Origin of the sequence: Salinicoccus cyprini (genome assembly GCF_007713705.1) — a bacterium.
Taxonomy (GTDB): domain Bacteria; phylum Bacillota; class Bacilli; order Staphylococcales; family Salinicoccaceae; genus Salinicoccus; species Salinicoccus cyprini.
Map to the genome: position 1 here is coordinate 135,886 of NZ_VMSJ01000001.1, position 25,663 is coordinate 161,548.

Genomic DNA, 25,663 nt, shown 5'->3' on the forward strand with positions numbered 1-25,663 from the left:
TGCCAGGCCATCCTTGCACGGAACTACCCCTTGGCAGTCCGCCTTTCCATCATATACAGTACGGCGTAGTAGGCGAACAGGATCAGGAATATGATGCCGCTCGTCATGAGTGTGGCGGTGACGGTGCCGAACAGGTCGGCGGTCAGGCCGCCGAGCATCGGTCCGATCATGGCGCCGATGCCCTGGATGGAGCTGATGACGCCCCATGATTCCTCCTTCTGGCTCCGGGCGATGGAACCGGCGAGGAATTTATTCCACGCTGGCAGCATGATGCCGTAGGACAGGCCGATCAGACTCGCAATGATGAAGATCAGCCAGACGGTTTCAAGTGTGCTGAACCAGATGACGCCGACGGCATAGACGAGGAATCCGCCCACGATGATGGTGCGGGTGAAGCCTTCGGTATGCAGATCGAGCGCGCGGCTCAGCACGGTCATGCTGAAGGCGACGATGCCGAACACGAGCAGGATGAAGAAAGTGTACTCGAAATAGTTGAGTTCGAGCAGCGATGTGATATATGTCGGCAGGATCGGCAGCAGCATGCCGACGCCAAGCCCCTGCAGCATGATGCCGGGCATGTTCTTCATATGCTGGCGCAGGATGGTCCACGTCTCCCCAAGCGGCAGCCTGCGCTTCTTGCGGCCGTCCGCCTCTCCTGTTTTCGTCTCGACCTTGTAGTCGCCCGGCATGATGAGGAAGACGATGAAGTTCACCAGGAAGACAGCACCCATGGCGTACACCGACCGGGCATCGAATATGCCGATCAGGAAGTTCATGACGACCATGCCGGAGCCGAGTCCGCACAGCCATGCGAAGAAGATGAGCCCCATCTCACGGCCACGGTTCTCATCCTGCACGTTCGACAGCGCGATGATCCATATCGGACAGACGCTGATGCCGAGCAGGCAGGCCGCGATGAGCAGCACGTAGAAGCTCTGGTCGAACATGACGACGACCATGGCACCGATGCCGACAAGGTAGCTCAGGAACATCGTCCACCATGCACCGATCTTGCGCATGATGAAGCCGAGCCAGATGTTCGTCACCGCGTCGAATACATAGTGCATCGTAATGACGATGGATGAGAGGCCGATTGATATGATGCCGATGGTCGGCAGGGCAGGGAGGTAGCTCAGTATGAACATGCCACGCACAACTTCCGTCAGGCACAGTATGAAAGCAAGTTTCCAGAATCTTTTCTTATGGTCTTTCGTAGTCATATTATCACCTATATGACGCAATGCCTGTCGCAAAGCGTGTATCCTATAAAGTATTGTAGTACGTTTTGATGATACTTACGACGGGTACCCTCTGTCAATTACTACTATTAAAGCGCCCCCTTATATTGTATAATATAAAAGTTGAAAGGTGGCTTGGAACATGAATTCGAGGACTTTGATTTCCCTTTTGAAAATAAAGCAGACATACGGCAGTTTCCCGGAAACTGTCTCCCATATTACAGTGGATTCGCGCGAAGTGGATCAGAATTCCGTCTTCGTCGCAATCAAAGGCTACCAGCGGGATGGCTTCGATTTCATCCCCCAGGCGATCGAATCGGGATGCCGCTTCATCGTGAGCGACCGCTACACGGCACTGCCGGATACAATCGGCCTGCTGGTCGTCAGGGACCCGGGCAAAGTGGCGGCGCTGTTTGCGGAATATATATATGAATTCCCGCACGAGACCCAGACGATGATCGGTGTCACCGGCACGAACGGCAAGACGACAGTCGCAACCATGATCCACAATCTGAGCCGGGCACTCGGCAAGAACAGTGCCTACCTCGGAACGAACGGCTTCATGCTGAATGAAGACCGCTACGACAGCGCCAATACGACGCCGGAGACGACGCGCCTGCACAAGCGGCTCCACGAGGCGCATGAGCGGGAAACGGAAGTATTTACGATGGAAGTCTCCTCCCATGCACTGAAGATCGGCCGGACGTACGGCATCGACTATGATATCACCATATTCACGAACCTGACGCAGGACCATCTCGACTTCCACAATACGATGGATGAATACGGCTACACGAAGGGCCTGCTGTTCTCACAGATGGGGCAGAACATGAAGGACCGCAAATACCTCGTGCTGAACCATGATGATCCTTGGACGGAGCGCTACCGGACGATGACCGCGCATGAAGCCATCACATACGGCATGACGGATGAGGCGGACTTCTGGCCGTCCGAAATCGAAGGGACGCTCGAAGGCTTCAACTTCACACTCAATACACCGGAAGGGCCGTTCCACGTCGAATCGCCGTTCATCGGCCACTTCAATATACAGAACCTGATGTGCGCCATCATCAGCGAATGGCTCCAGGGCTACAGGCTGCCGCGCGTCGTCCAGGCCGTCAGCACGATGGCGCCGGTGGAGGGACGTCTTGAAGTACTCGATAAGACGCTGCCGGTCGATATCATCATCGACTTTGCGCATACGCCGGACGCGCTTGATAAGATCATCGATACGATCGAGCCGTTCGTCACAGGCCGGCTGATCTTCCTCGTCGGCATGACCGGCGAGCGCGACCTGTCGAAGGCGGCGGAGATGGGACGCATATCAACACGGGCGGATGTGGCGATATTCACGCCCGACAACCCGGCGAACGATGATCCCGGAATGCTCGTCCGTGCGCTCGAAGCCGGTGCTGCACATGACAACTACCATTCATTCACCGACCGTACAAAAGGCATCGAATATGCCATCGATATCGCAGAGCCCGGCGATACGATTGTGCTCGCATGCAAGGGGCGCGAACCGTACCAGATCATGGAGAACTACGTCAAGATCCCCCACCGCGACGATCTGATTGCGCTCGACCGCGCCTACCGCAAGTACCGGAGTGAAGAATATGCAACAGATTGAAACCCATATCGAAGAACAGGCGATCGAGGCCTTCATTTTCACGCATGACACCCGCGGTACGTATATCGTCAGCATACCGGATGTCAATTTCAGCATCGAATACAGCCGGTCGCTCGATACAAAAGACCAGTTCGAAGAGATTGTCATCCACCTGTTCAATGTAGTGGATGAGGCGTCATGCGAAACCGTTGCACGCGACATTACCGAAGCAACCTCTACCAAGTAAGGAGAAAATTATGGATTTGACTCATGAAATAGAAAAAAGAAAGACGTTCGCCATCATCTCGCACCCGGATGCCGGGAAGACGACACTGACCGAGAAGCTGCTGCTGTTCGGCGGTGCCATCCGCCAGGCCGGAACGGTCAAAGGGAAGAAGAGCGGCAAGTTCGCGACTTCGGACTGGATGAAGGTCGAGCAGGAACGTGGCATCAGTGTGACGAGCTCCGTCATGCAGTTCGACTTCGACGGCTACAAGATCAACATTCTTGATACACCGGGGCACGAAGACTTCTCGGAGGATACGTACCGGACGCTGCTCGCCGTCGACTCGGCCGTCATGGTCATCGATGCTGCAAAGGGTATCGAGCCGCAGACGCTGAAGCTCTTCAAAGTGTGCCGTATGCGCGGCATCCCGATCTTCACGTTCATCAACAAGCTCGACCGCATGGGCAAGGAGCCGTTCGAGCTGCTTGAGGAGATCGAATCGACACTCGAAATCGAGACGTACCCGATGACGTGGCCGATCGGCATGGGACAGAGCTTCTTCGGCATCATCAACCGCAAGGACCGTACCATCAATCCGTACCGCGAAGCGGACAAACTGACTCTTGATGATGACTATGAGCTCGAGGAGGATCATGCCATCCAGGCGGATGAAGCATTCCAGACAGCCATCGAGGAGTTCATGCTGGTCGAGGAGGCAGGGGACGCCTTCGACCGTGAGAAAATTTCAAAAGGGGATCTGACACCGGTCTTCTTCGGTTCCGCACTATCCACATTCGGCATCGAGGAGTTCCTCGATACGTATGTCGACTATGCGCCGATGCCGACACCAAGGAAGACGAAGGCAGAAACGGAAGTCGCGCCGACGAACGAAAACTTCAGCGGTTTCATTTTCAAGATCCAGGCCAACATGGACCCGCGCCACCGCGACCGCCTGGCATTCCTGCGCGTCGTCTCCGGCAAGTTTACGCGCGGCATGGAGGTCACGCTCGCCCGTACCGGCCGCAAGAGCAAGCTGAACCGCGCAACGATGTTCATGGCCGATGATACCGAAACCGTCAACGAAGCCTTTGCCGGCGACATCATCGGTCTGTACGACACCGGCAACTTCCAGATCGGTGATACGCTCTATCACGGCAGCAAGGTGGAATTCGAGGAGCTGCCACGCTTCACACCGGAGCTCTTCATGAAAGTTTCCGCCAAAAACGTGCTGAAGCAGAAGCACTTCTACAAAGGCATCGAGCAGCTCGTGCAGGAAGGTGCCATCCAGTACTACAAGACGATGCACACCAACCAGCCGATACTCGGTGCCGTCGGCCAGCTGCAGTTCGAAGTGTTCGAACACCGCATGAAGAACGAGTACAACACGGACGTCATCATGGAGCCGGTCGGCAAGAAGATTGCCCGCTGGATTGAAAATGAAGAAGCGATCACGGATGCGATGAACAGTGCCCGCGCCAACCTCGTGCTCGACCGCTATGACAACCAGGTATTTCTGTTCGAAAACGAATTTGCGATGCGCTGGTTCAGCGAGAAATATCCGGAAATAAAACTCTACAACCTGCTCTAGCATAATTGCTTTACTTCAGTCGTCAAATCGACTATATTTAGATAGGTAATAAAACTGAACACGCACCTTTTCATCGGAAAAGGGGAGTAACGAATGGGGCGACCCATCAATGTATCGTCATGACGGATAATTCCCGGTACATTGAGCAATACGCTGTATTGTATCGTGAGACCTTGACCGGATGCCTGCCACAAGTGGAGGCATTCCTGGATCAGGGTCTTTTTGTGTTCATACCAGAAAAAGGAGGAATAAGGATATGGATTTTGCAGTTCTACTCGAATATGCATGGGTACTTGTCGTACTCGTTGTACTTGAAGGTCTGCTCGCAGCAGACAACGCGGTCGTCCTTGCTGTCATGGTAAAGCACCTCGACAAGGACCGTCGCAAGAAAGCACTCTTCTACGGGCTGCTCGGGGCATTCGTGTTCCGTATGGTCGCCATACTGCTGCTCGTCTGGCTCGTACAGTGGTGGTGGATGCAGGCAGCAGGTGCACTCTACCTGTTCTATGTATCGATTTCACACCTCATCAAGCTGAAGCAGGGTGAGAAGGAGCCGGAAGAACCGACAGCCGGTACGGAAGGTGTCGTGCTTGACGAAGCGAAGAAGAAGGGCGGCGGCTTCTGGTTTACGGTCTTCAAAGTTGAACTCGCCGACATCGCATTTGCCATCGACTCCATTCTGGCAGCCGCAGCCATCGCGCTGGCTCTGCCTGAAGTCGGAGGAGATTTCTTCGGCATCAACGCCGGGCAGTACACGGTCATGCTGATCGGTGGTCTTGTCGGTGTCATCATCATGCGTTTCTTTGCCACGTGGTTCGTCGAACTGCTCAACAGGAAGCCGGGACTCGAAGTGGCCGCATTCATCATCGTCGGCTGGGTTGGTGTCAAACTTGCCGTGCTGACACTCGCACACGATGCCATCCACGTCATTCCGCATGATTTCCCGCACTCTGTCACATGGAAACTCATCTTCTGGGCAGTCATGGTCATCATCATTGCAGCCGGCTGGTTCCTGAGCAATGACGACAATAACGGTAAAAAAGTGGAAAGCCTCCACTAAAATCTCTATAATGAGGGACACAAACTTATTAGGAGGGGTCGCCTTTGGAAAGATCACAGAAGCACATCATTCCAAAAGATCAGTATCGTCGGAATAGACGTGTATTTTCAGACGATGGTTCACAGAAAATCAATGGACCGGATCAGACACCACAAGATACTACAGACACCGTTTCATCAGAAAACCACTATGATACAGTCCAGGATCCATCAGCGGATGGAGCGGACACGACGTATGCAGCAGCAGAGCGTGAAAATGAGGGAAGCCAGGCAGACGGGTCGCGCGACTATGCTCCCGGTGAAGAGGGCTACAGGGACAACAGCGCACCGGCCAGCATGGGAGGCACCCCAGGAAATACGTCCGGTCGCGGTCCATCAGATGGAAATGGCAACGGAGGCGGCCGCAGAAGAGGCTGTCTCGGCAGCCTGCTCCTGCCGTTCCTTGCCGGTCTGATCGGTGCACTCGCCATGCTCCTCCTGTTCAACGTCTTTGATGATAATAATGACGGTGGCGGTACCGGGAATCCGGACGACGGCGTTTCTGAAGAAAACCGCCAGGAAATCGAAGATATCAAAGGTCAGCTCCAGGAGCAGAGCGGTGACGAGAACAAGCAGATCTCCGATATAACTGCTGCGATCCAAAGAGCCAAGCAGTCGGTCGTATCGGTCATCAATCTGCAGAAGGCCGGCCAGATTGTACCGGGCTACCAGGAGGTTCCTGAAAGTGAACCCGAGGAAGCGGGCACCGGTTCCGGTGTCATCTACAAGCTGACTGATGAGTATGCCTACATTGTCACGAACAACCACGTAGTGGAAGGGGCAGAAGAACTTCAGGTCAATCTTGAAAATGGAGACCAGCTGACTGCTGAACTGATCGGTACCGATGTCTGGACCGATCTGGCTGTCCTTCGTGTCGAGCGTGGCAACATTGAAAACGCGATCGATTTCGGCAACAGCGACGAGCTGCTTGTCGGTGAAACAGCAATCGCCATCGGTTCTCCGCTCGGCCAGGCCTTCTCAGGCTCTGTATCGAGAGGCATCATCTCCGGTCTTGACCGCAGTGTGCCGGTCGATATCGATACCGACGGCAACTATGACTGGGAAGCCAATGTCCTTCAGACTGATGCTGCCATCAACCCCGGCAACTCCGGTGGTGCACTTGTCGACCAGGCCGGCAACCTGATCGGCATCAACTCCATGAAGATCAGCATGCCGACAGTCGAAGGCATTGGCTTCGCGATTCCAGTGAATGAAGTCGAACAGATCGTCACCCAGCTCGAAGAGAACGGTGAAGTGCAGCGCCCTTACCTCGGCGTCATGCTCCAGGATCTCTATACTGTACCGGCTGAAGTGCTGGTCAACCAGATGAATCTGCCGGACGATGTCAATTCCGGTGTCATCATCAGCAATGTTGAGGAAGGCACGCCTGCTGCCGAAGCCGGACTCGAAGCACTGGACGTCGTCGTATCGCTGGACGGCGAGCCGGTGGAGAACATGCTTGAGCTGAGGAAATACCTCTATTACGAAAAAGCCCAGGGCGAAGAACTCGAGATCGAGTACTACCGCAATGGTGAACTCCAGACGACTACAGCAACACTCGAATAGAATGAAAGTATCAGAATGAAAATCCCCCTCCGGAATGGACACTTTTGAAAGTGGAAACTTTGGAGGGGGGTTTTTCATATGCTTGGCAGCAGCAGAGAGAGGGTACTAGAGAACTGACTCGAAACTTACCTTGACATGCATGTTCGCGGTGCGTAATAATGAGGTGTATTTTTGAAAGCATCAGACGAATCGGGTGCATCGGAAAGAAGGGATCGCAATGTTCAAGTGGTTGGAGAGGTTTCTGGATTCCCTCACTCCACAGCGGGGCATATTTTTATACTATCTTATTGCATTATTCATAGCGAGCGCCGTTCTCAGCCTTCCCATCCTGTATCGCGGTGAAAAAGGTACGGCACTGATCGATACGATCTTTGTCGCCGCATCGGCACTGTCGGTAACGGGACTGACATCCATCAATATATCCGAGACATTCAATACGGCAGGGTACGCCGTCATCATGCTGATCATGAACCTCGGCGGCATCGGCATCATGGCGATGGGAACGATGGTGTGGGTGCTGTTCGGCCGGCGCATCGGTCTTCGTGAGCGTGTACAGATTGCTGTGGACAACAACCAGTACAAGTTTTCAGGTGCGGTCAAGCTGGTGCTTGAGATCATCCGGACGCTCCTCGTAATTGAAATCGTCGGGGCAATCATCTATTTCGCCTACTTTATGATCAATTCCAACGATCTGTACTATTCGGTCATGCATGGCATATTTTTGTCAGTTTCCGCGACAACCAACGGTGGCATGGACCTGTTCGGCAACTCGCTGCTCGGATTCGAAGAGGCATACATACTGCAGGTGCCGGTCATGATCCAGATCATCCTTGGTGCCATCGGATATCCGGTACTGATCGAATTGCAGCGGTTCCTGAGCAAGCAGCATAAGAATTTCCGCTTTACACTGTTTGCCAAGCTGACCACGCTGACGTACGGACTGCTCTTTTTCATCGGTGCATTCTTCATCTTCGTCATGGAATCCCAGCACTACTTCCTGACTGATTCGTGGTTCAAGACGATGATGAACAGCCTGTTCGCTTCAGCAACCACGCGGAGCGGGGGACTCACAACCGTCGATCCGAGCCAGTTCAGTGATGGCACCCAGCTTATGATGAGTGCCTTCATGTTCATCGGTGCCTCGCCAAGTTCTGCCGGCGGCGGCATCCGGACGACCACATTCGCGCTGCTGATCCTGTTCCTCATCGCATTCAGTCGAGGACGGACGGACATCCGGATCTTCAATCGCGAGATTGCCAAGGAGGATCTGCATCGTGCCTTCGCCGTCATTACGCTCGCAACACTGCTCGTCTTCACCGGCATCCTCTCCGTCGTGCTGTTCGAGGACGGCCGGTTCGACCTTATTGATATCATCTTTGAAATAACCAGCGCGTTCGGAACGTGCGGCATGTCGACCGGCATCACCGATGATCTGTCCTCTCCGAGCAAGGTCATCGTCATGATCTTCATGTTCATCGGCCGGATCGGCTTCATATCATTCCTGTTCTCGATGGCCGGACGCCAGAAGGAACTGTCGTACCACTTCCCTAAAGAACGCATCCTGATCGGCTAGACTTCATTTTGAAATATGAAAGGGGCCAGTGAGATTATGCAAGAGTTCTTCAGTGTCAGCCTCATCCTGACACAGCACATCAACCGCAGACTGGGGAGGGCGCCCGGTGTGACACTGTCCAAAGTATCGAGATACAAGCGGGAAGTCTCCCTCGAGGAGAACCATCACATCCTCCTGTGCGATCTCGGCGGGACACTCGGCATCGACCAGGAGTATATCGCGCCACGCAACCCGTCGATTACCGCCATGAACTACATGGGCTACAGCTTCGGCGTCTTCAACCACCAGGATATGTCGAACATCTCCCATCTGCGCCGCACGATGAGCTTTTCGAAGTTCCCATGGATGAACTGCAACATCACCCATCCGATGACAAAGGAGCCATTTTTCGGCGAACCGTACGAAATATACAACATCAATGGCATGAAGCTCGCCATCCTGAGCGGATATGGCGGGTCCTTCCGTCCTGAAGCTGAAAATGAACACCCGACACTCCACGTATCATCACTCGGCAACTCGGTAAAACGCTGGCTCCGCTATATATACGATACGGAAGATCCGGACTACGTCATCGTCTGCATCTCGGACGCCGATGATGAAATCGACGCCATCGTCGATGACATGGAGGGTGTCGGTCTGCTCATCACCGGCAGCTGTGAAGGCGAAGATCTCGAAGAGAATGAATATGAGACCTTTTCGATCGAAGACGGACAGAACATCCCAAGGTATCATCACCATCACACCGGAAAAGTCATGCATGTCGAGCTCAGCTTCAAGACACGCACCACCACTTACGAATTTCTGAACCACTCCGTAGCGCGCATCGACCGTGAAATCTCCCAGCTCAGCGATGACCAGCGTATGCTCGATCTTGTGCATTATCATCTGTAGGATGTGGAGCGGAAAAGAAGCTTCCCCCTCGTGGGTAAGCTTCTTTTTTGTGGAGTCGGGTGTGGGGTGGGGTGAGACGGCGGGGCCAATTCACCATCTTGGGCGTTACCATGGTGAGTTAGCGGGTTAATTCACCATCGTGGGCGGCGCCATGGCAAGTTAGAGGGCCAACTCACCATCGTAGGCGCTGCCATGGCGAGTTAGAGGGCCAACTCACCATCGTGGACGTTACCATTGTGAGTTAGAGGGTTAATTCACCATCGTAGGCGTTACCATGGCGAGTTAGAGGGTTAATTCACCATCGTAGCTGCCGCCATGGCAAGTTAGCCTGATAACCCTGCCACCGGCCAAACAAATCGTATCAAACCAGCACAAAAAGCCGCCCTCCGCACAAACTGGAACAAATCCAGTCTGCCAGGGGGCGGCTTCGTCTCCATCTATAGCTGCTTCAACGACGTTCGGCATAGGCCGAAACCCTAAACCATAAACCCGAAACGGCATTGACGATCAGAGAAATTAACCTTCGATGATTTTATAACGTTTGTGGTTGACTACTGTTTTTTCAAACATCTCATGTTCATCGAAACTATCGTTGATTGTAATGTCGACGATGACCGAGTTTTCATTCACCTTCTCGACTTTGCCTCTCATACCATCAAATTCCACGATATTTCCGACTTTCGCAGCTTCTACTTCTACTTCCTCCATGCGTCATACCTCCACATCAATGATGTAAGACATTATACTACTTTTTACGAATTTTTCAATCCATACAAGGTCTGATTCGCAAAAATAAAAGTAACCGCTTACACTTTCGTCTCCGGCCCCAAGCTCCGAAACAATAGGCCTACACTTCAATCCGCCGGCGGTGCATCCTGAAGTTGCGGGACTTCGGTTGCGCGCTTTTTGCCAGAATCTTACGTGTACGCTTCAGCTTCTTTTTGTCCTTCTTCACCTGTTTTTCGAGGTCGAACGGGTGAAGCATGTCATGGGCGACCATGTAGTCTGTAATGCGTGCATGCTGGTTCAACGCCTGGGACATCTGCCGCTTCAGCATGTCGCGTATTTCCGGATTGACTGTTTCCGTCAGCGCCACTGCATACGCACGGACGGTGGCTTTCGATGAGACGAGCAGTTCCGTCGCAATCAGCTCGTCAGTCTTTCCGCCGGCATTTTTCAAAATATCATCAAGTTCCATCACTGGGGCCTCCCTGATCTATGGTAGAAATGTTTCAATCTCATCTATGGCTTTTTCGGAGTTCTGCCGCTCCCGACGCAGCAGTTTCTTGAGCTCCGGATCTTTCACAATTGCATCCATCATATGCGCCTTCAGCAGATTGGACCGTCGCTGCGTGGTCACTTCGTGAAGCTCCAATGTTTCATGGATACCGAGTTCAACATTATCATTCTCTTTCCCTGCCATGACCTGCCTCCCAAATTCCCTATAGGACACAAGAATACCATGAGTTGCCGCATCAGACACCCTCCATTAAAATAATCACAACTTTCAAAATTCATCAAACAGCCTGCGCAGTTTCAGACGCGCCGACTTCCGCCAGTTCTTCACGCTCGATACGCTATAGCCGGACATCCCGGCAATCTCCCGTACACTGTAGCCTTTTACAGTATAGGAGAGCCACAGCAGCTCATTCGGATCGAGAGAGTGATGCACGCCTTCAAGTTCGAACAAGCCGAGATGATCCGCGCGGCCGCCGACACTTTCGTACAACAGCTCGTCCACCGTCACACTGACGGCATTCGTATATTTCGAAACTTTGCGGATCTCGTCGATCATGCGCTGGTAGATGCGGGTGTACACGAACTGTGATTCCGTCGCGCCTTTTGCTGCAATATCATCGTAGGTGGACAGTGCGTTATACACCGCCATGCGGCCCACCTGCATATAGTCGTCCTGGTCGAACTGGATGTTGAGCCGTGCCATGATGCTGTAGATCATCGGTTCGTAGCCTATTATCTTATCATTCATACTGTCGTCCTGTGACGCATCGATACATCGTTTATTTCCGGATGACTGTATCTTAAAATAAACCCGCGACACCGGCGAACGCACCAGCATACAAAAAAACGCACTAACTCCCACTAGCAGTTAACATTTTATTAAATATTGTTAATATTATGTTATATAAAGTGAAATTAGGGTATAATTGACGTTGCAAATAAACAAAGGGGTGAACCATGCTTACAACATCACTGCTCAATCCCGGAGTCTGCTACATCGAAACGCTGCAGCATCCGGAGTTCCTATGCCAGGCGGTCTATCATGGCGAGGCACCCGTCCCGTCCAGGCAGCCGAGTGAAACGCTGATCGATGAACTGCTCATCTACTGCCACGCCACCAATCTGAGTGCGAAGCGCGCACATCTGAAGGCGGCGCACGGCATCCACCGGATGGGACCGATCGTCGTCGATGAACGCATCCAGTTTGTACTCTTTCCGATTACCGTCAGCCGTACCCGCAATCCGTTCTGGGTCAATCTGCATCATTTCCTGCAATTTCAGCCATCGGATGATGGCATGACGATGATCCACTTCAATCATGGTATGATGAAGGGGGTGGCAGCCGACTACAGAATGTGCGAGAAGCAGTATGAGAAAGCGCTCAAAGTGCTCGACCGGTCGACGAAAATAAAGGAGCAGAGTGCCCTCTACATCACACGCAGCCACCAGATGCCGAATGTCTGACGGCAAATGCACCCAGTTAATTTATTTTTCTGTATATTTTACTTCAAATTTTGCATAAACTTTAGCATAATGAATTTATGGATGGAGGCAGTGACATGAAGATTCTTGCAGCCGGCGGCATTTATATCGATCAGAAAGCTGGCACTGTGCCATTCATCGGCGGACACGAAGTGGCCAAGCTGATCGGCAGCCATTCCCGCCACACCGTCCATCTGCATACCAATTTCAGCACCGAAGCCACGCAGCAGACGAAAGTGCTGAAGCGGTCCCTGCGCACATATGGAGTGGATCCGCGCATTGCCGGCCGTGTGTCCGCATCCTACGGTACAATCGACGGCGACACCGTCGTACCGGGCAGCAACGTGTTCGAAACTGCGAGCAGCAACCGCCTGGATAAGCTTCAGGACATCGATCTGCTTGTCCTGACGACGGACATATCGGAACGCGACTTCAGACTGCTGCTCAACCATGCAAGGCGGGGCGCGGTTCCAGTCATCGTCTTCACGTGCAGCGAGTATGCATCCTACAGCACAACGGGCATCGACAACTACGTGCTGACGGATTCCGGCGTGCCGGAGTATCACGCCCACATGAAAGAGATCAGCGAGATACTGGAAGCCCAGGGCATCATTGAATCCACACCCGTCGCGCGCACCCGCCGGGAGTCCGTCAGACCGCCGTACCACGCCGTCCTGCGCGTCCTCACGCAGCTGGTCGCCATCAGCGCCCTGCTGGCACTGCTCACCTTCGGGATCCTGTATGCACTCGGGCTCACCGGCAATGACGAGACATATGATACATATATCGACCCGGATCAGGCGGTGGACCATGCCGACTGCAGCACCATCGGAGAATGCCGGGAGCTCGGCGATGACCATCTCGAGGCGCTCCGGACATATATCGATATAGATGATGCGCCGCATCTGTTTGTGGAAAACCGTACACAGACGGAGTACATCACCTATACCGTCCGGGACTTTGCGCTCACGGATGCGGAAGTCCACACGCCGCTGCCCGTCGGTTCCGAGGAAGAATACGCGGAGATCTGGGACAGGATCACCACCTTCTTCCCGAATGAATATATCGACACCATCAACCGGTTCGAACTCTTCTCCGATGGGGAAGGGAGTATGCTGGCGTTTGTCGATATCACCGAAGCCGGGGTCACGTTCGCCATGGACATCCGCGACAATCAGGATCGGCCGAGCGAATACCGCACGCTGATTCATGAGTTCGCCCACGTCTATTCCTTGCCGATCGAGGATTTCAACCATGATGATACAGAGCTTGAATATCTGAAGGAAGACACGCTGATGGCGGATTTCATCGACAGGTTCTGGAGCCAGTATGGCGAGGCGTGGATTGAAAATAAATACAAGTCGGATCCGGAACGACAGGCATTCTACAACAACAACGTCAACGATTTCTTTGAACCGTACCAGGCAACCAACCCGAAAGAGGATTTCGCAATCACTTTTGTCGAATTCGTCACCAGCCGGATGCCCGAGTCGGGCAGCCAGCTTAAGAATGTAAAAGTACGATCTTTATATGAAGACCCTGAACTTGTCAGATTGAGAGTGGATATATTATCAAACATCTTAGAGTATGAGAAAGAGAGGGCCTTGAATGAAGCTCAAGGTAAAAGTTAAGGATACCGCGCTCAAAATAGAAACCATCCATATCGATGCGGAATCTACAGTGAAGCATCTCATCGAACATATTGTGGGCGCGGATCTTACAACATGGAATATGGCAGAAGACTTGACTATAAAAGGCCATGAAGGTGTCGGACATGACAGTCTCAGACTGTCCACGCTATTCTGCGACATCGACAAGGTCTACATGAGCAATATACATATCAGCATTACATTGACTGCAAAGCATGTCGCATCGACGCTTGCGAATCAGACACTGCTCGACTATTCGAAAGTGGTCCAGGCGGTTGAAAAGTACGATGAGGCATTGAATGCACTCGCTGTGGTGCCGGGGACGGTGTTCTTCGTCCAGCAGGATGCGGACCAGTACCTGATACGACGGGAACTGTCAGGCATCGAAATCTTCCATTTCGGCACACAGTATCAGGAAGCGTTCCGGGAAACAGGACGCAACCCGATCGTATACATAGAACTGAAGACACGGGACGCGCTGAGTGACTCCGAGCTGAAATGGGTGCGGACGATCATGTTCCCTTCCCGCAATCCGTGCAATCCATTGATCCACCTGAACCACCCGCCCATTTCACAGAACCACCTCAACCTCGTTGCGACGCTGATTCATCGTCTGGTCGTCATCATGGGCAAGTTCCAGATTTCGGGTACGTATCTTGAAAGCAGCGACATGCATCTGCCGACATATGTACAGCTCGGCGAGCAGTGCTCCATCGGATATATCGAGCGCGCCCAGCTCGAGAACATCCGCTGAAATACAATTGACAAAACTTTCTGCAAAACTATATTGTGCACAACTTATTTCAGTGTATAATGAAGACAGAGTAGGATATTCTTCCACGAAGTGTATAGGGAGCCCTGCTGAATGTGCAGCATTCGGCAGAATTTTCATCCTGATATATTGTACACTACTGAATAATATGTCAAGAAAAGCAGGTCGACAATTATGGGTAAATTAAACACACGCAACGTCTGCAGATATATTTATCTGCTTAATGCCAAAGTGGATCATCTGGCTGAGTTCAAAACCAGTAAGGGCGTACTGAACAGAGAACAGCTGTACATCATAGAGATGGTTGCAGAGGAGCCCGGTTTGACACAGAAAGTGCTGATCAATCGGCTCAAGCGCGAACAGACATCCATTTCGCGTGCCGTTCAGAAGCTCGTTGATCAGAACTACCTGATCAAGCGGCAGAACCGGGACGACATGAGAGCTTCCTACCTGGAGGTCACACAACAGGGCAGGGACGCACTGGATGAACTTGAAGACAGTATATGTGAAATGACAGACGATGTACTTGAAGATTTGAATCGTGACGAAAAGAAAGCACTGACAGACATCCTCGAAAAAATACATCTATGACAAAAGAGACCCTATGGAAATGACCATTTCCATAGGGTCTTCTGTCTATTTATCTTTGACGAGCTTTTTCACGGTCTTCACTTTCTTCTTGTCATGCTTCAGCTGGTCCTTAACATCGTGGGCATGGTACATGCCGTTCTCCATCATGTAATCCGCGATGCGCGCATGCTGATTGATCGCCTGTGTCAGCTGGCGCTTCAGTACGTTGCGGACTTCCGGCGTCGCAGCCTCGGTCAGCGCCACCGCATATGTGCGTACAGCCGCTTTGGCGGTCACGAGCATTTCGGTCGCAATCAGTTCGTCTCTATTTTCTCCGGCTTTCTCAAGCTGTTCTTCGATTTCCATCCTGTCATCTCCTCTCTTTCCCTGCCTCTATGGCAGCAGTTCCTGGATTTCATTGATCGCTTTTTTCGACAGTTTCTTCTCTTTGCGGACGATTTCACGGAGTTTGCTGTCCTCGACGAGTGATTCCATCAGGCCGGCTTTCATCAGTGACGCCTGTTTGACTGTCATGACCTCGTGCAGTTCGATGGTTTCATGCACCGCGAGGTCCGGTTTATCCACATTATCTGATTTTTTCTTGCTATCTTTTTTAGCCATGTCGATCCTCCTCTTGATTTGTCTGAAGCAGGGGTGTCTGCCTAATAATAGGATTACCCTGAGCGGTTCGATGTAAACACTGCTCTGTAAAGAAGCTATAATGGTGTTGACATTGACGCAGCGTCATCGTTCATCATGGAAATCGAGGAGGGAAATGAATGGAATATACAGTGAAGGGTCTCGCCGCTCTGGCAGGCGTCAGCACACGGACACTCAGATACTATGATCAGATCGATCTCCTGAAGCCGACCCGGATCAGCGAAGGCGGCTACCGCATCTATGGCCGGGAGACGGTCGACCGTCTGCAGCTCATCCTTTTCTATCGGGCGCTCGGTGTCCGGCTTGAAGAAATAAAGCGCATCATGGATGACCCGGATTTCGATGCTTTGGCTGCACTGGAGCACCATCATGCTGAACTCCTCAAAGAACAAGATCGGATCGCACAACAGATCAGCAACGTGGAGAAGACCATCCGGTCGAAAAAAGGAGGCGCTCAGATGAGTGATCAGGAGAAATTCGAAGGGTTCAAAAAACGGAAGCTTGAAGAGAACGAAGCCAAGTACGGTGAGGAGATCAGGGAGAAATACGGTGAGGAGACCATCCGCCAGTCCAATCGTAAATGGATGAACATGACCGAACAGGATCATAATGAGATGAACGTACTCGAACAGAGGTTGGCTGGTATATTGAAGGAAGGCGCAACGAGCCCTGAACCGTCAGAAGAAATGTATCGGCAGGCGGCCACACTGCACAAGGAGTGGCTGATGTACACCTGGACCGACTATTCGAAGGCGGCGCATCAGGGACTTGCCGAGATGTATGTAGAGGATCCGCGGTTCAGAAAATACTATGATGACATTGCACCCGGAGCTGCGCAGTTTCTGAGGGATGCGATCGTAGATCATATGGATGAGTAGAGCATGCGGGTATGCTGTCTCCGGAAAATTGATACCAGTACCAGCTGAAATGTATGACATTTCAGCTGGTACTTTTGCTTTCGCAGGAAACAAAATGGGGTTAGATCATTAATTTATGGGGAAAGAGTGAAAAAATATATGTATAATACTTTATAAAGTATCTGTGCGGCAATTGTCCGTGCAGGCTGCCGTATAAATTGAAGTTTGAACAGAACGTCACAGCGATAGAGGTAGGGATATGAATCATTTAAGCAATCTATTGAAAGAGCAGTATATGAACCTCCATCTGATATGGAAGCTTTCCATATACAATATTAAAAGTGAATATTCCAATCACTATTTGGGTCTTTTCTGGAATATTCTCCAGCCATTGATGCAGGCGGCAATCTACTACATGATTTTCGGTCTCGGGCTGAGAGGGGCAACAGCACCGGATGCTGAAATTCCATTCATCATCTATCTGATTTCAGGGCTGTTTCCGTGGCTCTTCATCTCCCAGGCGATCAATATCGGCTCGAATGCCATATATGCTCAGCTGGGTCTGGTCACAAAGATGCGCTTTCCGTCCAGTGTGCTCCTTTCGATTTCCTATACGAACAGCCTGATCAACCTTATTTTCATGACCGTAATCATCGGGCTGGTATCGGTGGTCAACCAATATGTGAACCCGCTGTATTTTTTGAGCCTTGCATATTTCGTCATTGCTTCCTTTGCACTTATTTTCGCAATCACGCTTGTAATGAGTACATTGATCATACTGGTCCGGGACTTCCGGAATGTACTGCAGAATTTCATCCGGATGGGTTTCTTTCTCACCCCGATATTCTGGCAGGCGGATGAGAGGGGCGGACTGCTCCAGATTGTCTCCGACCTCAATCCTTTCGCCTATCTTGTGCAGAACTACAGGAACGCCATGATCTACGGTGACGGCATCATCTATGGTGATGGTGCAGACCACTTGTATTTCTGGAGCATCACAATGTTCATACTGATACTCGGCAGCTATCTGCACATGAAATTCAGATACAGGCTGATTGACTACTTATAGAGGAGAGTGGCTGATGACACGATATTTAATGATCTGCAATGCCTATCCGACGCGGGATAAGGTGTATGCAAATGGATTTCTCCACAGAAGGGTAAAAGCATATCAGACATATGGCATCGAAGTCGATGTCATCGTCATGACAACGCGCGTGATGAAGGATAGGTTCCATGATGGCGTCCACATCAAGTACATGGATCAGCACCAGGTGGCTTCTTTTCTGAAAGAAAACCACTATCCGACGGTCCTCTTCCATTTCATCAATCCGAAGATGTTCCATGGAATCACCCAGCTTCCAAAAGCGGAACGTCCCAATATCGTTGTATGGCTGCATGGTTTTGAAGCGGAGGCCTGGCACAGAAGGTATTATAATTTTCTAAGTGATATAGAATCCCTGGATGCGATGCTTGAAAGAAAAGATACGGTATTCGAAACCCAGCGAAGTTTTCTGAGGGAGATCATGACAAGCAGCGACTACAGCATCAGATTCGTCTACGTATCCAGGCGTTTCAAGGAACTCTATGTCGATCCCTACACCGGTGTGGTGCCAAAAGAGTACTACATCATTCCGAACATTGTGGACGATCAGCTTTTCCCATATCGGCAGAAGGTGAAGACGGACCGGTTGAACCTCTGCAGCATACGGCCCTATACGGCCAGAAACTATGCCAATGACCTGACAGTGGATTTCATAATGGCTCTGAGCAGAAAAAGATACTTCAGCAAACTGACGTTCGACCTGTACGGTGATGGCCCATTGTTTGAAGTGGTCACAGAACCTCTGAAACGCTATGGCAATGTGAACCTGCACCAATCATTTGTGCCACAGAACGAAATACCTGATATCCATGAGTCCCATGGCGTCTTCATCTGTCCGACCCGTCATGATTCCCAAGGGGTGTCCATCGGTGAAGCAATGAGTTCGGGACTGGTTCCGCTCTCAAATGACGTGGGCGGCGTACCGGAATTTGTCGAACATGGAAAGACAGGCATGCTGGCTCCGAGAGATGATGTTGAAACCATGGTTGAGAACTTCGATCATCTTTATAAGCATCCAAAAACATTTATGGAGATGAGTGCGGAAGCATCAAGAAGCATCCACAGGCAGGCAGGAGTGGAGGCTGTAATCAAACAGGAGATGGAGGTGATCCAGAATGGCTGGAGTTGACTGGAAGAAAGCGTATCATGATCTGGAAAGTCATATTGAACATATAATGAAAGAAACAAGCACTCTGGTGCATAATGCTGTACCTGAACTCAGAATCAATGAAGTCGCCCGTAATGATCAGAACGGCCTGCTGGAGATCATCATCGATGCAACAGGTGCCAGAATGAAATATGCACTATACCTGATTGATCGGACTGGCAAGCATGAAACCATCAAGCGGCCTTATCAGCAGTCGAATACTTTCCTTCTGGATGTGCCGGGCGGCAAGTATACGCTGCAGGCTTTCGTGCAGGAAGACGGAGCGGCGGACCAGACAGCCAGCGTGAAGATCAACTTCAGGCATGACAGGGTGGATGACGATGAATAGGCTCATCAGAACAGAGGACCTGGAGTACCGCACAGTCGAGTATGCCCTTGACGCGAATTCCGCCGATTCACTCGCAGCGGATATTAAAGAAGTTTTCAGAAGGTATGATCCGCCGCATCTTACCATCGACATCACCGCACTTGCACCTCATCATCGGGCTGATATGGATCATTTTGTTTCTTCCGATTACAGGCACAGATGTGCCATCTTCATACCAGCCGAAGAAATGGACCGGATCCAATTCGAGAAACTGGACTGGGTTTCAAAAGTCGAGCCGGAGGGCGACGGCTTCCTTTTCCATCTTGCGGGGGCACGTGCATCCGATCCGGTGGAGACTTTCGATATCCTGAAACGCAATTTCAGCCTGAAGCATAAATCCTATGAGATGGAAATCATTGAAAGTCTGATAGGAGAATCGAATAGGGAGCGTCAGAAGTATGAACTGCTGCAATCCCGGTATGAAAGTTTGAAGGCAGCCCGGATGGGCGGACGGGATATGGACCTTGAGAAACGCTATGTTGAACTCATGGAAAAGTACAAGCAGTCACTTCAGCGTCTTGAGAAGCTGCGGCAATCCAAGCTTGGCCGGCTTCAGATGTTCTATTGGCGACAGAGGAGGCGACGCTGATGAAATTAGACTATAGAATCAATATCAGTGATGTCAACTCCGACTACATCAACCAGCAGGCAGCAAAATACAAGAATGACAGGCCGTCGGGTCTCTCGATCATCCAGTGGACAGAGGATATGAATCACCATGTCGCAATGAATATGAAGCGCATGAAGCGTTGCACGAATGCCGAGCTGATCATCGCCAGCCGTTCTGATGCGGTTCAGGAGGCAGTCCATGAAGCGGAACAGAAAAACATCATCCTTGCGAACAGCATCGAGCAGGCGAAACTGTATGTGAAATTCGGCCACTACATCCTCCTGGATGCCCATCAGACACTTGGTATTCCAGAAGATTGTTCCTTCAGTTGGCAGCCGGATGATACTGTGTTGTGCAGGATGGATGACGCCGTCTCACTGAATGGACGCATCTATCAGGCATTCTTCAACGCATTCGATACGGAGCAGACACAAATCGACCAGGTATCATCCATCGATAAGATTGTTTGGGAGAATGTTCTGATTCTGCCTTCCGGGACGCTGTACAGCCATATATACGATGACGCGCTGCCTTTTGCGGCGAATGTCTGGCTCCACCAGATTTTTTCGATCGTCTCCCATACGGGTGAGGTCATAAAATGCGACACCATCTCCGTGTGTGGTCTGATGCGGCGTATGGCGTCATTGGATTCTCCTCAGACAGTGCGGATTCTCGCCCATATCGACAGGAAGCTCAACCAGCGCTATGACGGACGGGCAACAGATGTTCTTGAGGACTTCAACCGCCAGTTCACAGTGATGCTGAAGATGAGAGTGGACAAGGGAGAGGTATCCAAGCAGGAGATGGTCAGAGCGCTCGAGCAGAACGGCATCCGCCACATCCACTACAGTGTTCTGAACAGGGGGGATGCCGGAAAACTCGTTCTTGCCTACTGCTTTCCGCCATATAACGATACAAGTGGCAATGTCATGGCGAAGCGGGTCCAGGCGGATGGTCTGCTTGTGGATGTCATATCGAATTCGATGGATCGCATCCGCAAGAGAGACGACAAGCTTCTGAACCTGACGTCCAACCTTCTCGATACTCAAGTCATGCTCGATGGTCCACAGGCCTTCAGCAGCTGGGCAAGCATCGAACGCTATATGGAGGATGGTTTTGCCGAATATCGCAAGTATGCATATAAATATAATGAACTTTATTCAAGAGCAATGTTTCCCCATTCCCACTTTCTCGGGTACAGGATCAAGATGGAGAACCCCACTCTGAAATGGACGGCTGAATTCTCGGATCCTCTCCATAAGGATGTCAAAGCAGAGCTGAGGTACGCGCCGGTGGAAGACGAAGGTTTTCTCGAATCTCTTCTTGAAAGTCTGGAAGAACAGTACCATCATCTCATCAATGATAATGTATTCAATCTATGCGAAATACTGCCTTTCATCTACGCGGATGAAATCATCTTTACGAACAGATTCCAGATGGAATACATGCTCGAACGCTTTGAAGATGCGCTTCAGGAGACGGTCAGAGCGAAGGCGGTCATCAGCCAGCACCCGGTACCCGGGAAATCCTATTACAGCCTCGTGCAGTCATACTACAAGATCGAGGATACCACCATCAATCTGGCATACTTCGGCAATTTTTATGATACCCGCGGGTTCAGGCAGATCGAACTCGTCGCCCAGCAGCTGTACAAACGAAATATCAACAACTTCGTCATCCATGTATTTACCAATATGAACCGTAATACAATGCAGCTGTACCAGGCGAGCGAATACCGCCACTATATCCGAATGAATCCCTACGTATCCTATTTCGAATTTCTGAACATGGCAGACAAGATGGACATACTGATGATCTTCGATGCACAGACCATCGGCATCAAACCTTTCAATCCCTATGTGCCTTCCAAGCTGAGCGACTATCGTGGCAGCGACAGTCTGGTGTGGGCATTCACGGAGCCCGGCAGCATACTGGATGAAACGGCTGAAGACAAGGTCATTACAACCGGGCAGCTGGACTATCATGAGTATTCGGATGACTTTGCAGCGATGGCAGAACAGTTGGGCAAGGTCCTGTACAGAGTTTCCCGTATCGAATGCATGACAGACTAGGAAGTGTGAATATGGAATATAAAGTGAAAGTGGAGAATGTCTCGAAAGTCTATAACATCACCAGAAACAAAAAGAAGCTGTGGAAGATACTTTTTCCATTCCTTGAAGACAGAAGTGAGTATTTCCAGGCATTGAAAGGTGTTTCATTCGATGTAGAGCCCGGAGATTCGGTGGGCATTGTCGGCTTGAACGGCTCAGGCAAATCGACGTTGTCCAACTTGCTCGGTGGTGTCTCAGAGCCTTCTTCCGGCAGCATCCACGTCAACGGCAGAGCATCGCTCATCGCAATTTCCGCGGGCCTTAACAATGAGCTGACGGGAGAGGAGAACATTCGGATGAAGTGTCTGATGCATGGATTGAATGAAAAGGAGATTGATGCGGTCTACGACGATATTGTCGCCTTCAGCGAACTGGAGGACTTCATGAACCAGCCGATCAAGTCCTATTCAAGCGGCATGAAATCCCGTCTCGGATTTGCCATTGCAGTACACACCGATCCGGATGTGCTCATCGTCGACGAGGCGCTTTCTGTAGGGGATGATACATTTGCCAACAAGTGCATCAGGAAGATGGAGGAATTCCGTAGATCCGGAAAGACGATATTCTTTGTCAGCCACTCCATTCCGCAGATCCAGCAGATGTGCAACAAGGCAGTATGGATCCACTATGGGGAACTGCGGGAATATGGTGATGCGGTGCCGGTTGTCGGACTGTATGCAAGATTCATCAGGGGCTACAACGAGAAGCCGAAGCATATCCAGCAAAGGTATAAGAAAGAAATGATCAGCCGTCAGAAAATTGATCAGTATGCAGAGAAGAATGATGATACGAAACTCGGGCTGCTGAATGCGCTTCTTCTTGGAGCGACTGGCATCAGTATCGTCGTAGCGGCTTATCTGCAACTTGCAGGGCATCTATAAATAACCAGAGCAGGTGAAGTGACATGACAAACCATCCTGATTATGAAACATTGAAGGATATATCCTTGAAAAGTTTGAGAAACGAAGCAAGAGTGCTCAATGAGCTGAAGATTGTCGACCAGGAAATGTCTGCGCTGCGCAACGAAAATGCAAGGCTGAAGCGTGAATTGCGAAAATATAAAACCTTTCTTCCAATCAAGGCAGCACTCAAAGTAAGGAAGATGCTGAAAAAGTAGGGGATTCCATGACAGAAATAAAAATCAGAAAAAGACTGCAGGAGATTGAGCAGCTGGAACGTTACATTCAAACAGGCATCAGGCCTGAAGAAAAACACGAATTCAGCTGCCGTCCTCTTGATCATGGCATTACAGTCATCGTTCCCATTCATAGGGGAGAAGCGTATATGGAGCAGCTGATCGAGACTCTGGAGGCTCAGACGCTTGATGCGGATCAATTCGAAACCATCATCATTTTCAATGGCGATTATGAAAAGAGCGAAGCATTGTTCCACAGTGCGGAAAAGAAGAAGAAATATATTGTGCAATACTCGGAAAAAGGCGTCTGCCGCGCACGCAATACAGGCATCAATGAGGCGTCATTCCTCTATACTGCCTTCCTGGATGTGGATGATACACTCTCGCCAGATTATCTGGAACATTCACTTGAAGCATGCGAGGAGAATACGATTCTGCTCAACCAGTTCCACGAAGTGAAAGGGGGAAAGTCGGATGACGGCAGCAACCACATCAACAAGGAAAGAGCAGATGCTGATGAGTACCCTGACAACTACTACCAGGTAGTCAAAAATCTATCCATGAACGGAGCAAAGGTCATTCCGACAAAACTGCTGCTGCAGACCCGTTTCGAAGAGTCTCTGAACAACGGAGAGGACGTCGTCCTCTATATGGCACTGGTATCGGAATTCAAACCCATAGTAAGAATCAATAGGAATGAGGCCGTCTACCATCGCCATCTTATTGATGGATCACTGAGCCGCAGCAAACCGACGTACCAGTTCAACGTCACCGATAGGGTCAATGTGCTGAGCAGGCTGCAGAATATCCTGAAAACGGAAGATGACGAAGAGATCAGAACTTTGATCATCGATCGGATGCGTGCACAGGCAGGTTTCATCAACCGTTACCTGAAGAAGAACATGGAGGATTATGATAAGGTGCAGCGGGATATCGAAAATCTTTCCGATGAATACTTCCCCTATGATCGTATCAACGAAGATCTTCCAAAGAGGCTTTATGTCAGCTACTGCTTCCCGCCCTATGCGGATACAAGCGGCATTGTCCTCGCCAAAAGAATTGCGGGTGACAAAGTGCCATGCGATGTCGTGCACAACAACATGTATGATGTAAGGTCGCTCGATCTCAGTCTCACTCGTCTGGCTGAACCTTATATTCATCAGAAGTTTGAAGTCAATGCGACTTCCTCATTCTCGAACAGAAACCATATTGAGATCTTCATCAAAGCGGCACTCAAAAAACTAAATGCCGGCAAGTATAAGGAGATCTATTCCCGTGCAATGTGGCCGGCATCCCACATGCTGGCGTTCGAAATCTACAGGCGCAACAGTTCAGTGAGGTGGATTGCCGAGTTCTCCGATCCACTGTTCAGGGATATAAAGAATGACAAAAGGGAGACTGCGTTCTATTCGAAAAAGGAACTGAAGAAGATCAGAAAACTCATACCCGAGCAGTTTCATGGATATATGGATGACAACCTCTTCAATATGGCCGAGCTTTTGCCCTTCATACTGGCGGATGAACTGGTTTTTACAAACCACCATCAGATGACCAGCATGCTTGAACGTTTTGATGATGATCTGCAGGCACTCGCAAAGGAAAAAGCGACGATTTCCAGGCATCCGACACTCAGCAGGGCATATTACAACTATGAAAGGCATCACGTGGAACTCGATGAAAATAAAATCAATCTCGGCTACTTTGGAAACTTCTATGAAACGAGAGGTGCGGAAGATATCAAGACGATTGCCATGCTGATCAGGAAGGAAGGGATTGATGCTGTCATCCATGTGTTCACAACCAATGTAAGACAAGTCCAGAGCGAGCTGTACAGCGGAGTACTGAAAGATGTGATCAATGTGCATCCCTATTTGAAATATTTCGAGTTTCTGAATGTAACGCAGGACTTTGATTATCTGCTCCTCAATGATGCCCATACGCGAATGTACAAGCCAAGGAATCCATACCTGCCTTCCAAATATGCAGACTACATCGGATCCGGCTCGAGAATATGGCTGCATTATGAAGCGGGCAGTGTGCTCCATGAAATCAGTCTTGAAGGACATGAAAACATTATAGCGAATCCACTCAATGATGAAGCGGCCATCCGTGATCATCTCCATAAACTGACGAAAAAATAGAGCACCCA

General features: G+C 50.7%; 27 protein-coding genes. 20 read left to right on the top strand and 7 right to left on the bottom strand.

What is annotated here, in order from left to right; genetic code table 11:
• Positions 1-23: 23 nt before the first annotated feature.
• The gene (locus FO441_RS00680) at positions 24-1,220 is read right to left on the bottom strand and encodes an MFS transporter (protein ID WP_145284328.1); all 1,197 of its coding nucleotides are present in this window, start codon (positions 1,218-1,220) and stop codon (positions 24-26) included.
• A 160-nt stretch (positions 1,221-1,380) separates the two neighbouring features.
• On the opposite strand from FO441_RS00680, the gene FO441_RS00685 reads away from it, so the two are divergent.
• The 7 genes from FO441_RS00685 (at position 1,381) to FO441_RS00715 (ending at position 9,789) form a co-directional block, all read left to right on the top strand.
• Positions 1,381-2,868: a UDP-N-acetylmuramoyl-L-alanyl-D-glutamate--2,6-diaminopimelate ligase gene (locus FO441_RS00685; RefSeq protein ID WP_145284330.1), complete on the top strand. Its 1,488-nt coding sequence runs from the start codon at positions 1,381-1,383 to the stop codon at positions 2,866-2,868.
• Positions 2,855-3,094: a YueH family protein gene (locus FO441_RS00690; RefSeq protein WP_145284333.1), complete on the top strand. Its 240-nt coding sequence runs from the start codon at positions 2,855-2,857 to the stop codon at positions 3,092-3,094. Before FO441_RS00685 ends, FO441_RS00690 begins: the two co-directional genes overlap by 14 nt.
• A 10-nt stretch (positions 3,095-3,104) precedes the next feature.
• Positions 3,105-4,661, top strand: a complete 1,557-nt coding sequence (locus FO441_RS00695) for a peptide chain release factor 3 (protein WP_145284336.1) — start codon at positions 3,105-3,107, stop codon at positions 4,659-4,661.
• A 256-nt stretch (positions 4,662-4,917) separates the two neighbouring features.
• The gene (locus FO441_RS00700) at positions 4,918-5,721 is read left to right on the top strand and encodes a TerC family protein (protein WP_145284338.1); all 804 of its coding nucleotides are present in this window, start codon (positions 4,918-4,920) and stop codon (positions 5,719-5,721) included.
• 44 nt (positions 5,722-5,765) lie between these two features.
• Positions 5,766-7,325, top strand: a complete 1,560-nt coding sequence (locus FO441_RS00705) for a S1C family serine protease (protein ID WP_145284341.1) — start codon at positions 5,766-5,768, stop codon at positions 7,323-7,325.
• A gap of 217 nt (positions 7,326-7,542) precedes the next feature.
• Positions 7,543-8,898 (top strand): TrkH family potassium uptake protein, encoded by a 1,356-nt coding sequence (locus FO441_RS00710; RefSeq protein ID WP_145284344.1) that lies wholly within the window; start codon positions 7,543-7,545, stop codon positions 8,896-8,898.
• Positions 8,899-8,934: 36 nt separating this feature from the next.
• Positions 8,935-9,789, top strand: a complete 855-nt coding sequence (locus FO441_RS00715; protein WP_145284347.1) for a bifunctional UDP-sugar hydrolase/5'-nucleotidase — start codon at positions 8,935-8,937, stop codon at positions 9,787-9,789.
• A 516-nt stretch (positions 9,790-10,305) separates the two neighbouring features.
• On the opposite strand, the gene FO441_RS00720 is transcribed toward FO441_RS00715, so the two are convergent.
• The 4 genes from FO441_RS00720 to FO441_RS00735 all read right to left on the bottom strand — a co-directional run bounded on the left by FO441_RS00720 (position 10,306) and on the right by FO441_RS00735 (position 11,776).
• Positions 10,306-10,497 carry a YkvS family protein gene (locus FO441_RS00720; protein ID WP_145284350.1) on the bottom strand — a complete coding sequence of 64 codons (192 nt, stop codon included), beginning with the start codon at positions 10,495-10,497 and terminating at the stop codon, positions 10,306-10,308.
• A 139-nt stretch (positions 10,498-10,636) separates the two neighbouring features.
• Entirely contained in the window at positions 10,637-10,987 is a 351-nt protein-coding gene (locus FO441_RS00725) for a spore coat protein (RefSeq protein WP_145284354.1), read from the bottom strand.
• An 18-nt stretch (positions 10,988-11,005) separates the two neighbouring features.
• Positions 11,006-11,212, bottom strand: coding sequence for a spore coat protein (locus FO441_RS00730; protein ID WP_145284357.1), 207 nt, complete (start codon positions 11,210-11,212; stop codon positions 11,006-11,008).
• Between the two features lie 84 nt (positions 11,213-11,296).
• Positions 11,297-11,776, bottom strand: coding sequence for an RNA polymerase sigma factor (locus FO441_RS00735; RefSeq protein WP_145284360.1), 480 nt, complete (start codon positions 11,774-11,776; stop codon positions 11,297-11,299).
• Between the two features lie 209 nt (positions 11,777-11,985).
• Between FO441_RS00735 and FO441_RS00740 the strand changes: the two genes are divergently transcribed.
• The 4 genes from FO441_RS00740 (at position 11,986) to FO441_RS00755 (ending at position 15,522) form a co-directional block, all read left to right on the top strand.
• Positions 11,986-12,492, top strand: coding sequence for a competence protein ComK (locus FO441_RS00740; protein ID WP_145284363.1), 507 nt, complete (start codon positions 11,986-11,988; stop codon positions 12,490-12,492).
• A 95-nt stretch (positions 12,493-12,587) separates the two neighbouring features.
• Complete coding sequence (locus tag FO441_RS00745) at positions 12,588-14,141, top strand: hypothetical protein (RefSeq protein ID WP_145284367.1); 1,554 nt, start codon at positions 12,588-12,590, stop codon at positions 14,139-14,141.
• On the top strand, positions 14,119-14,913 hold the full coding sequence (locus FO441_RS00750; RefSeq protein ID WP_145284370.1) for a hypothetical protein: 795 nt from the start codon (positions 14,119-14,121) through the stop codon (positions 14,911-14,913). The genes FO441_RS00745 and FO441_RS00750 overlap by 23 nt, the downstream gene beginning before the upstream one ends.
• A 192-nt stretch (positions 14,914-15,105) precedes the next feature.
• Complete coding sequence (locus FO441_RS00755; RefSeq protein WP_145284373.1) at positions 15,106-15,522, top strand: MarR family winged helix-turn-helix transcriptional regulator; 417 nt, start codon at positions 15,106-15,108, stop codon at positions 15,520-15,522.
• Between the two features lie 45 nt (positions 15,523-15,567).
• Here the strand turns inward: FO441_RS00755 and FO441_RS00760 are convergent, their stop codons facing one another.
• Complete coding sequence (locus FO441_RS00760) at positions 15,568-15,867, bottom strand: spore coat protein (protein ID WP_145284376.1); 300 nt, start codon at positions 15,865-15,867, stop codon at positions 15,568-15,570.
• 27 nt (positions 15,868-15,894) lie between these two features.
• Positions 15,895-16,122: a spore coat protein gene (locus FO441_RS00765; protein WP_145284378.1), complete on the bottom strand. Its 228-nt coding sequence runs from the start codon at positions 16,120-16,122 to the stop codon at positions 15,895-15,897.
• Positions 16,123-16,280: 158 nt separating this feature from the next.
• Here FO441_RS00765 and FO441_RS00770 point away from each other — a divergent pair, with 158 nt between their 5' ends.
• The 9 genes from FO441_RS00770 (at position 16,281) to FO441_RS00810 (ending at position 25,655) form a co-directional block, all read left to right on the top strand.
• Positions 16,281-17,039, top strand: a complete 759-nt coding sequence (locus FO441_RS00770) for a MerR family transcriptional regulator (RefSeq protein ID WP_145284380.1) — start codon at positions 16,281-16,283, stop codon at positions 17,037-17,039.
• A gap of 238 nt (positions 17,040-17,277) precedes the next feature.
• Positions 17,278-18,087, top strand: a complete 810-nt coding sequence (locus FO441_RS00775; protein WP_145284383.1) for an ABC transporter permease — start codon at positions 17,278-17,280, stop codon at positions 18,085-18,087.
• 13 nt (positions 18,088-18,100) lie between these two features.
• The gene (locus FO441_RS00780) at positions 18,101-19,252 is read left to right on the top strand and encodes a glycosyltransferase family 4 protein (protein ID WP_145284386.1); all 1,152 of its coding nucleotides are present in this window, start codon (positions 18,101-18,103) and stop codon (positions 19,250-19,252) included.
• On the top strand, positions 19,239-19,619 hold the full coding sequence (locus tag FO441_RS00785; RefSeq protein WP_145284389.1) for a hypothetical protein: 381 nt from the start codon (positions 19,239-19,241) through the stop codon (positions 19,617-19,619). The genes FO441_RS00780 and FO441_RS00785 overlap by 14 nt, the downstream gene beginning before the upstream one ends.
• On the top strand, positions 19,612-20,247 hold the full coding sequence (locus tag FO441_RS00790) for a hypothetical protein (RefSeq protein ID WP_145284392.1): 636 nt from the start codon (positions 19,612-19,614) through the stop codon (positions 20,245-20,247). The genes FO441_RS00785 and FO441_RS00790 overlap by 8 nt, the downstream gene beginning before the upstream one ends.
• On the top strand, positions 20,247-22,340 hold the full coding sequence (locus FO441_RS00795) for a hypothetical protein (protein ID WP_145284395.1): 2,094 nt from the start codon (positions 20,247-20,249) through the stop codon (positions 22,338-22,340). The genes FO441_RS00790 and FO441_RS00795 overlap by 1 nt, the downstream gene beginning before the upstream one ends.
• Positions 22,341-22,351: 11 nt before the next feature.
• Positions 22,352-23,260, top strand: a complete 909-nt coding sequence (locus FO441_RS00800) for an ABC transporter ATP-binding protein (protein ID WP_145284398.1) — start codon at positions 22,352-22,354, stop codon at positions 23,258-23,260.
• A 23-nt stretch (positions 23,261-23,283) separates the two neighbouring features.
• Positions 23,284-23,496 (top strand): hypothetical protein, encoded by a 213-nt coding sequence (locus FO441_RS00805; RefSeq protein ID WP_145284400.1) that lies wholly within the window; start codon positions 23,284-23,286, stop codon positions 23,494-23,496.
• An 8-nt stretch (positions 23,497-23,504) separates the two neighbouring features.
• Entirely contained in the window at positions 23,505-25,655 is a 2,151-nt protein-coding gene (locus FO441_RS00810) for a glycosyltransferase family 2 protein (protein WP_145284403.1), read from the top strand.
• Positions 25,656-25,663: the final 8 nt, after the last annotated feature.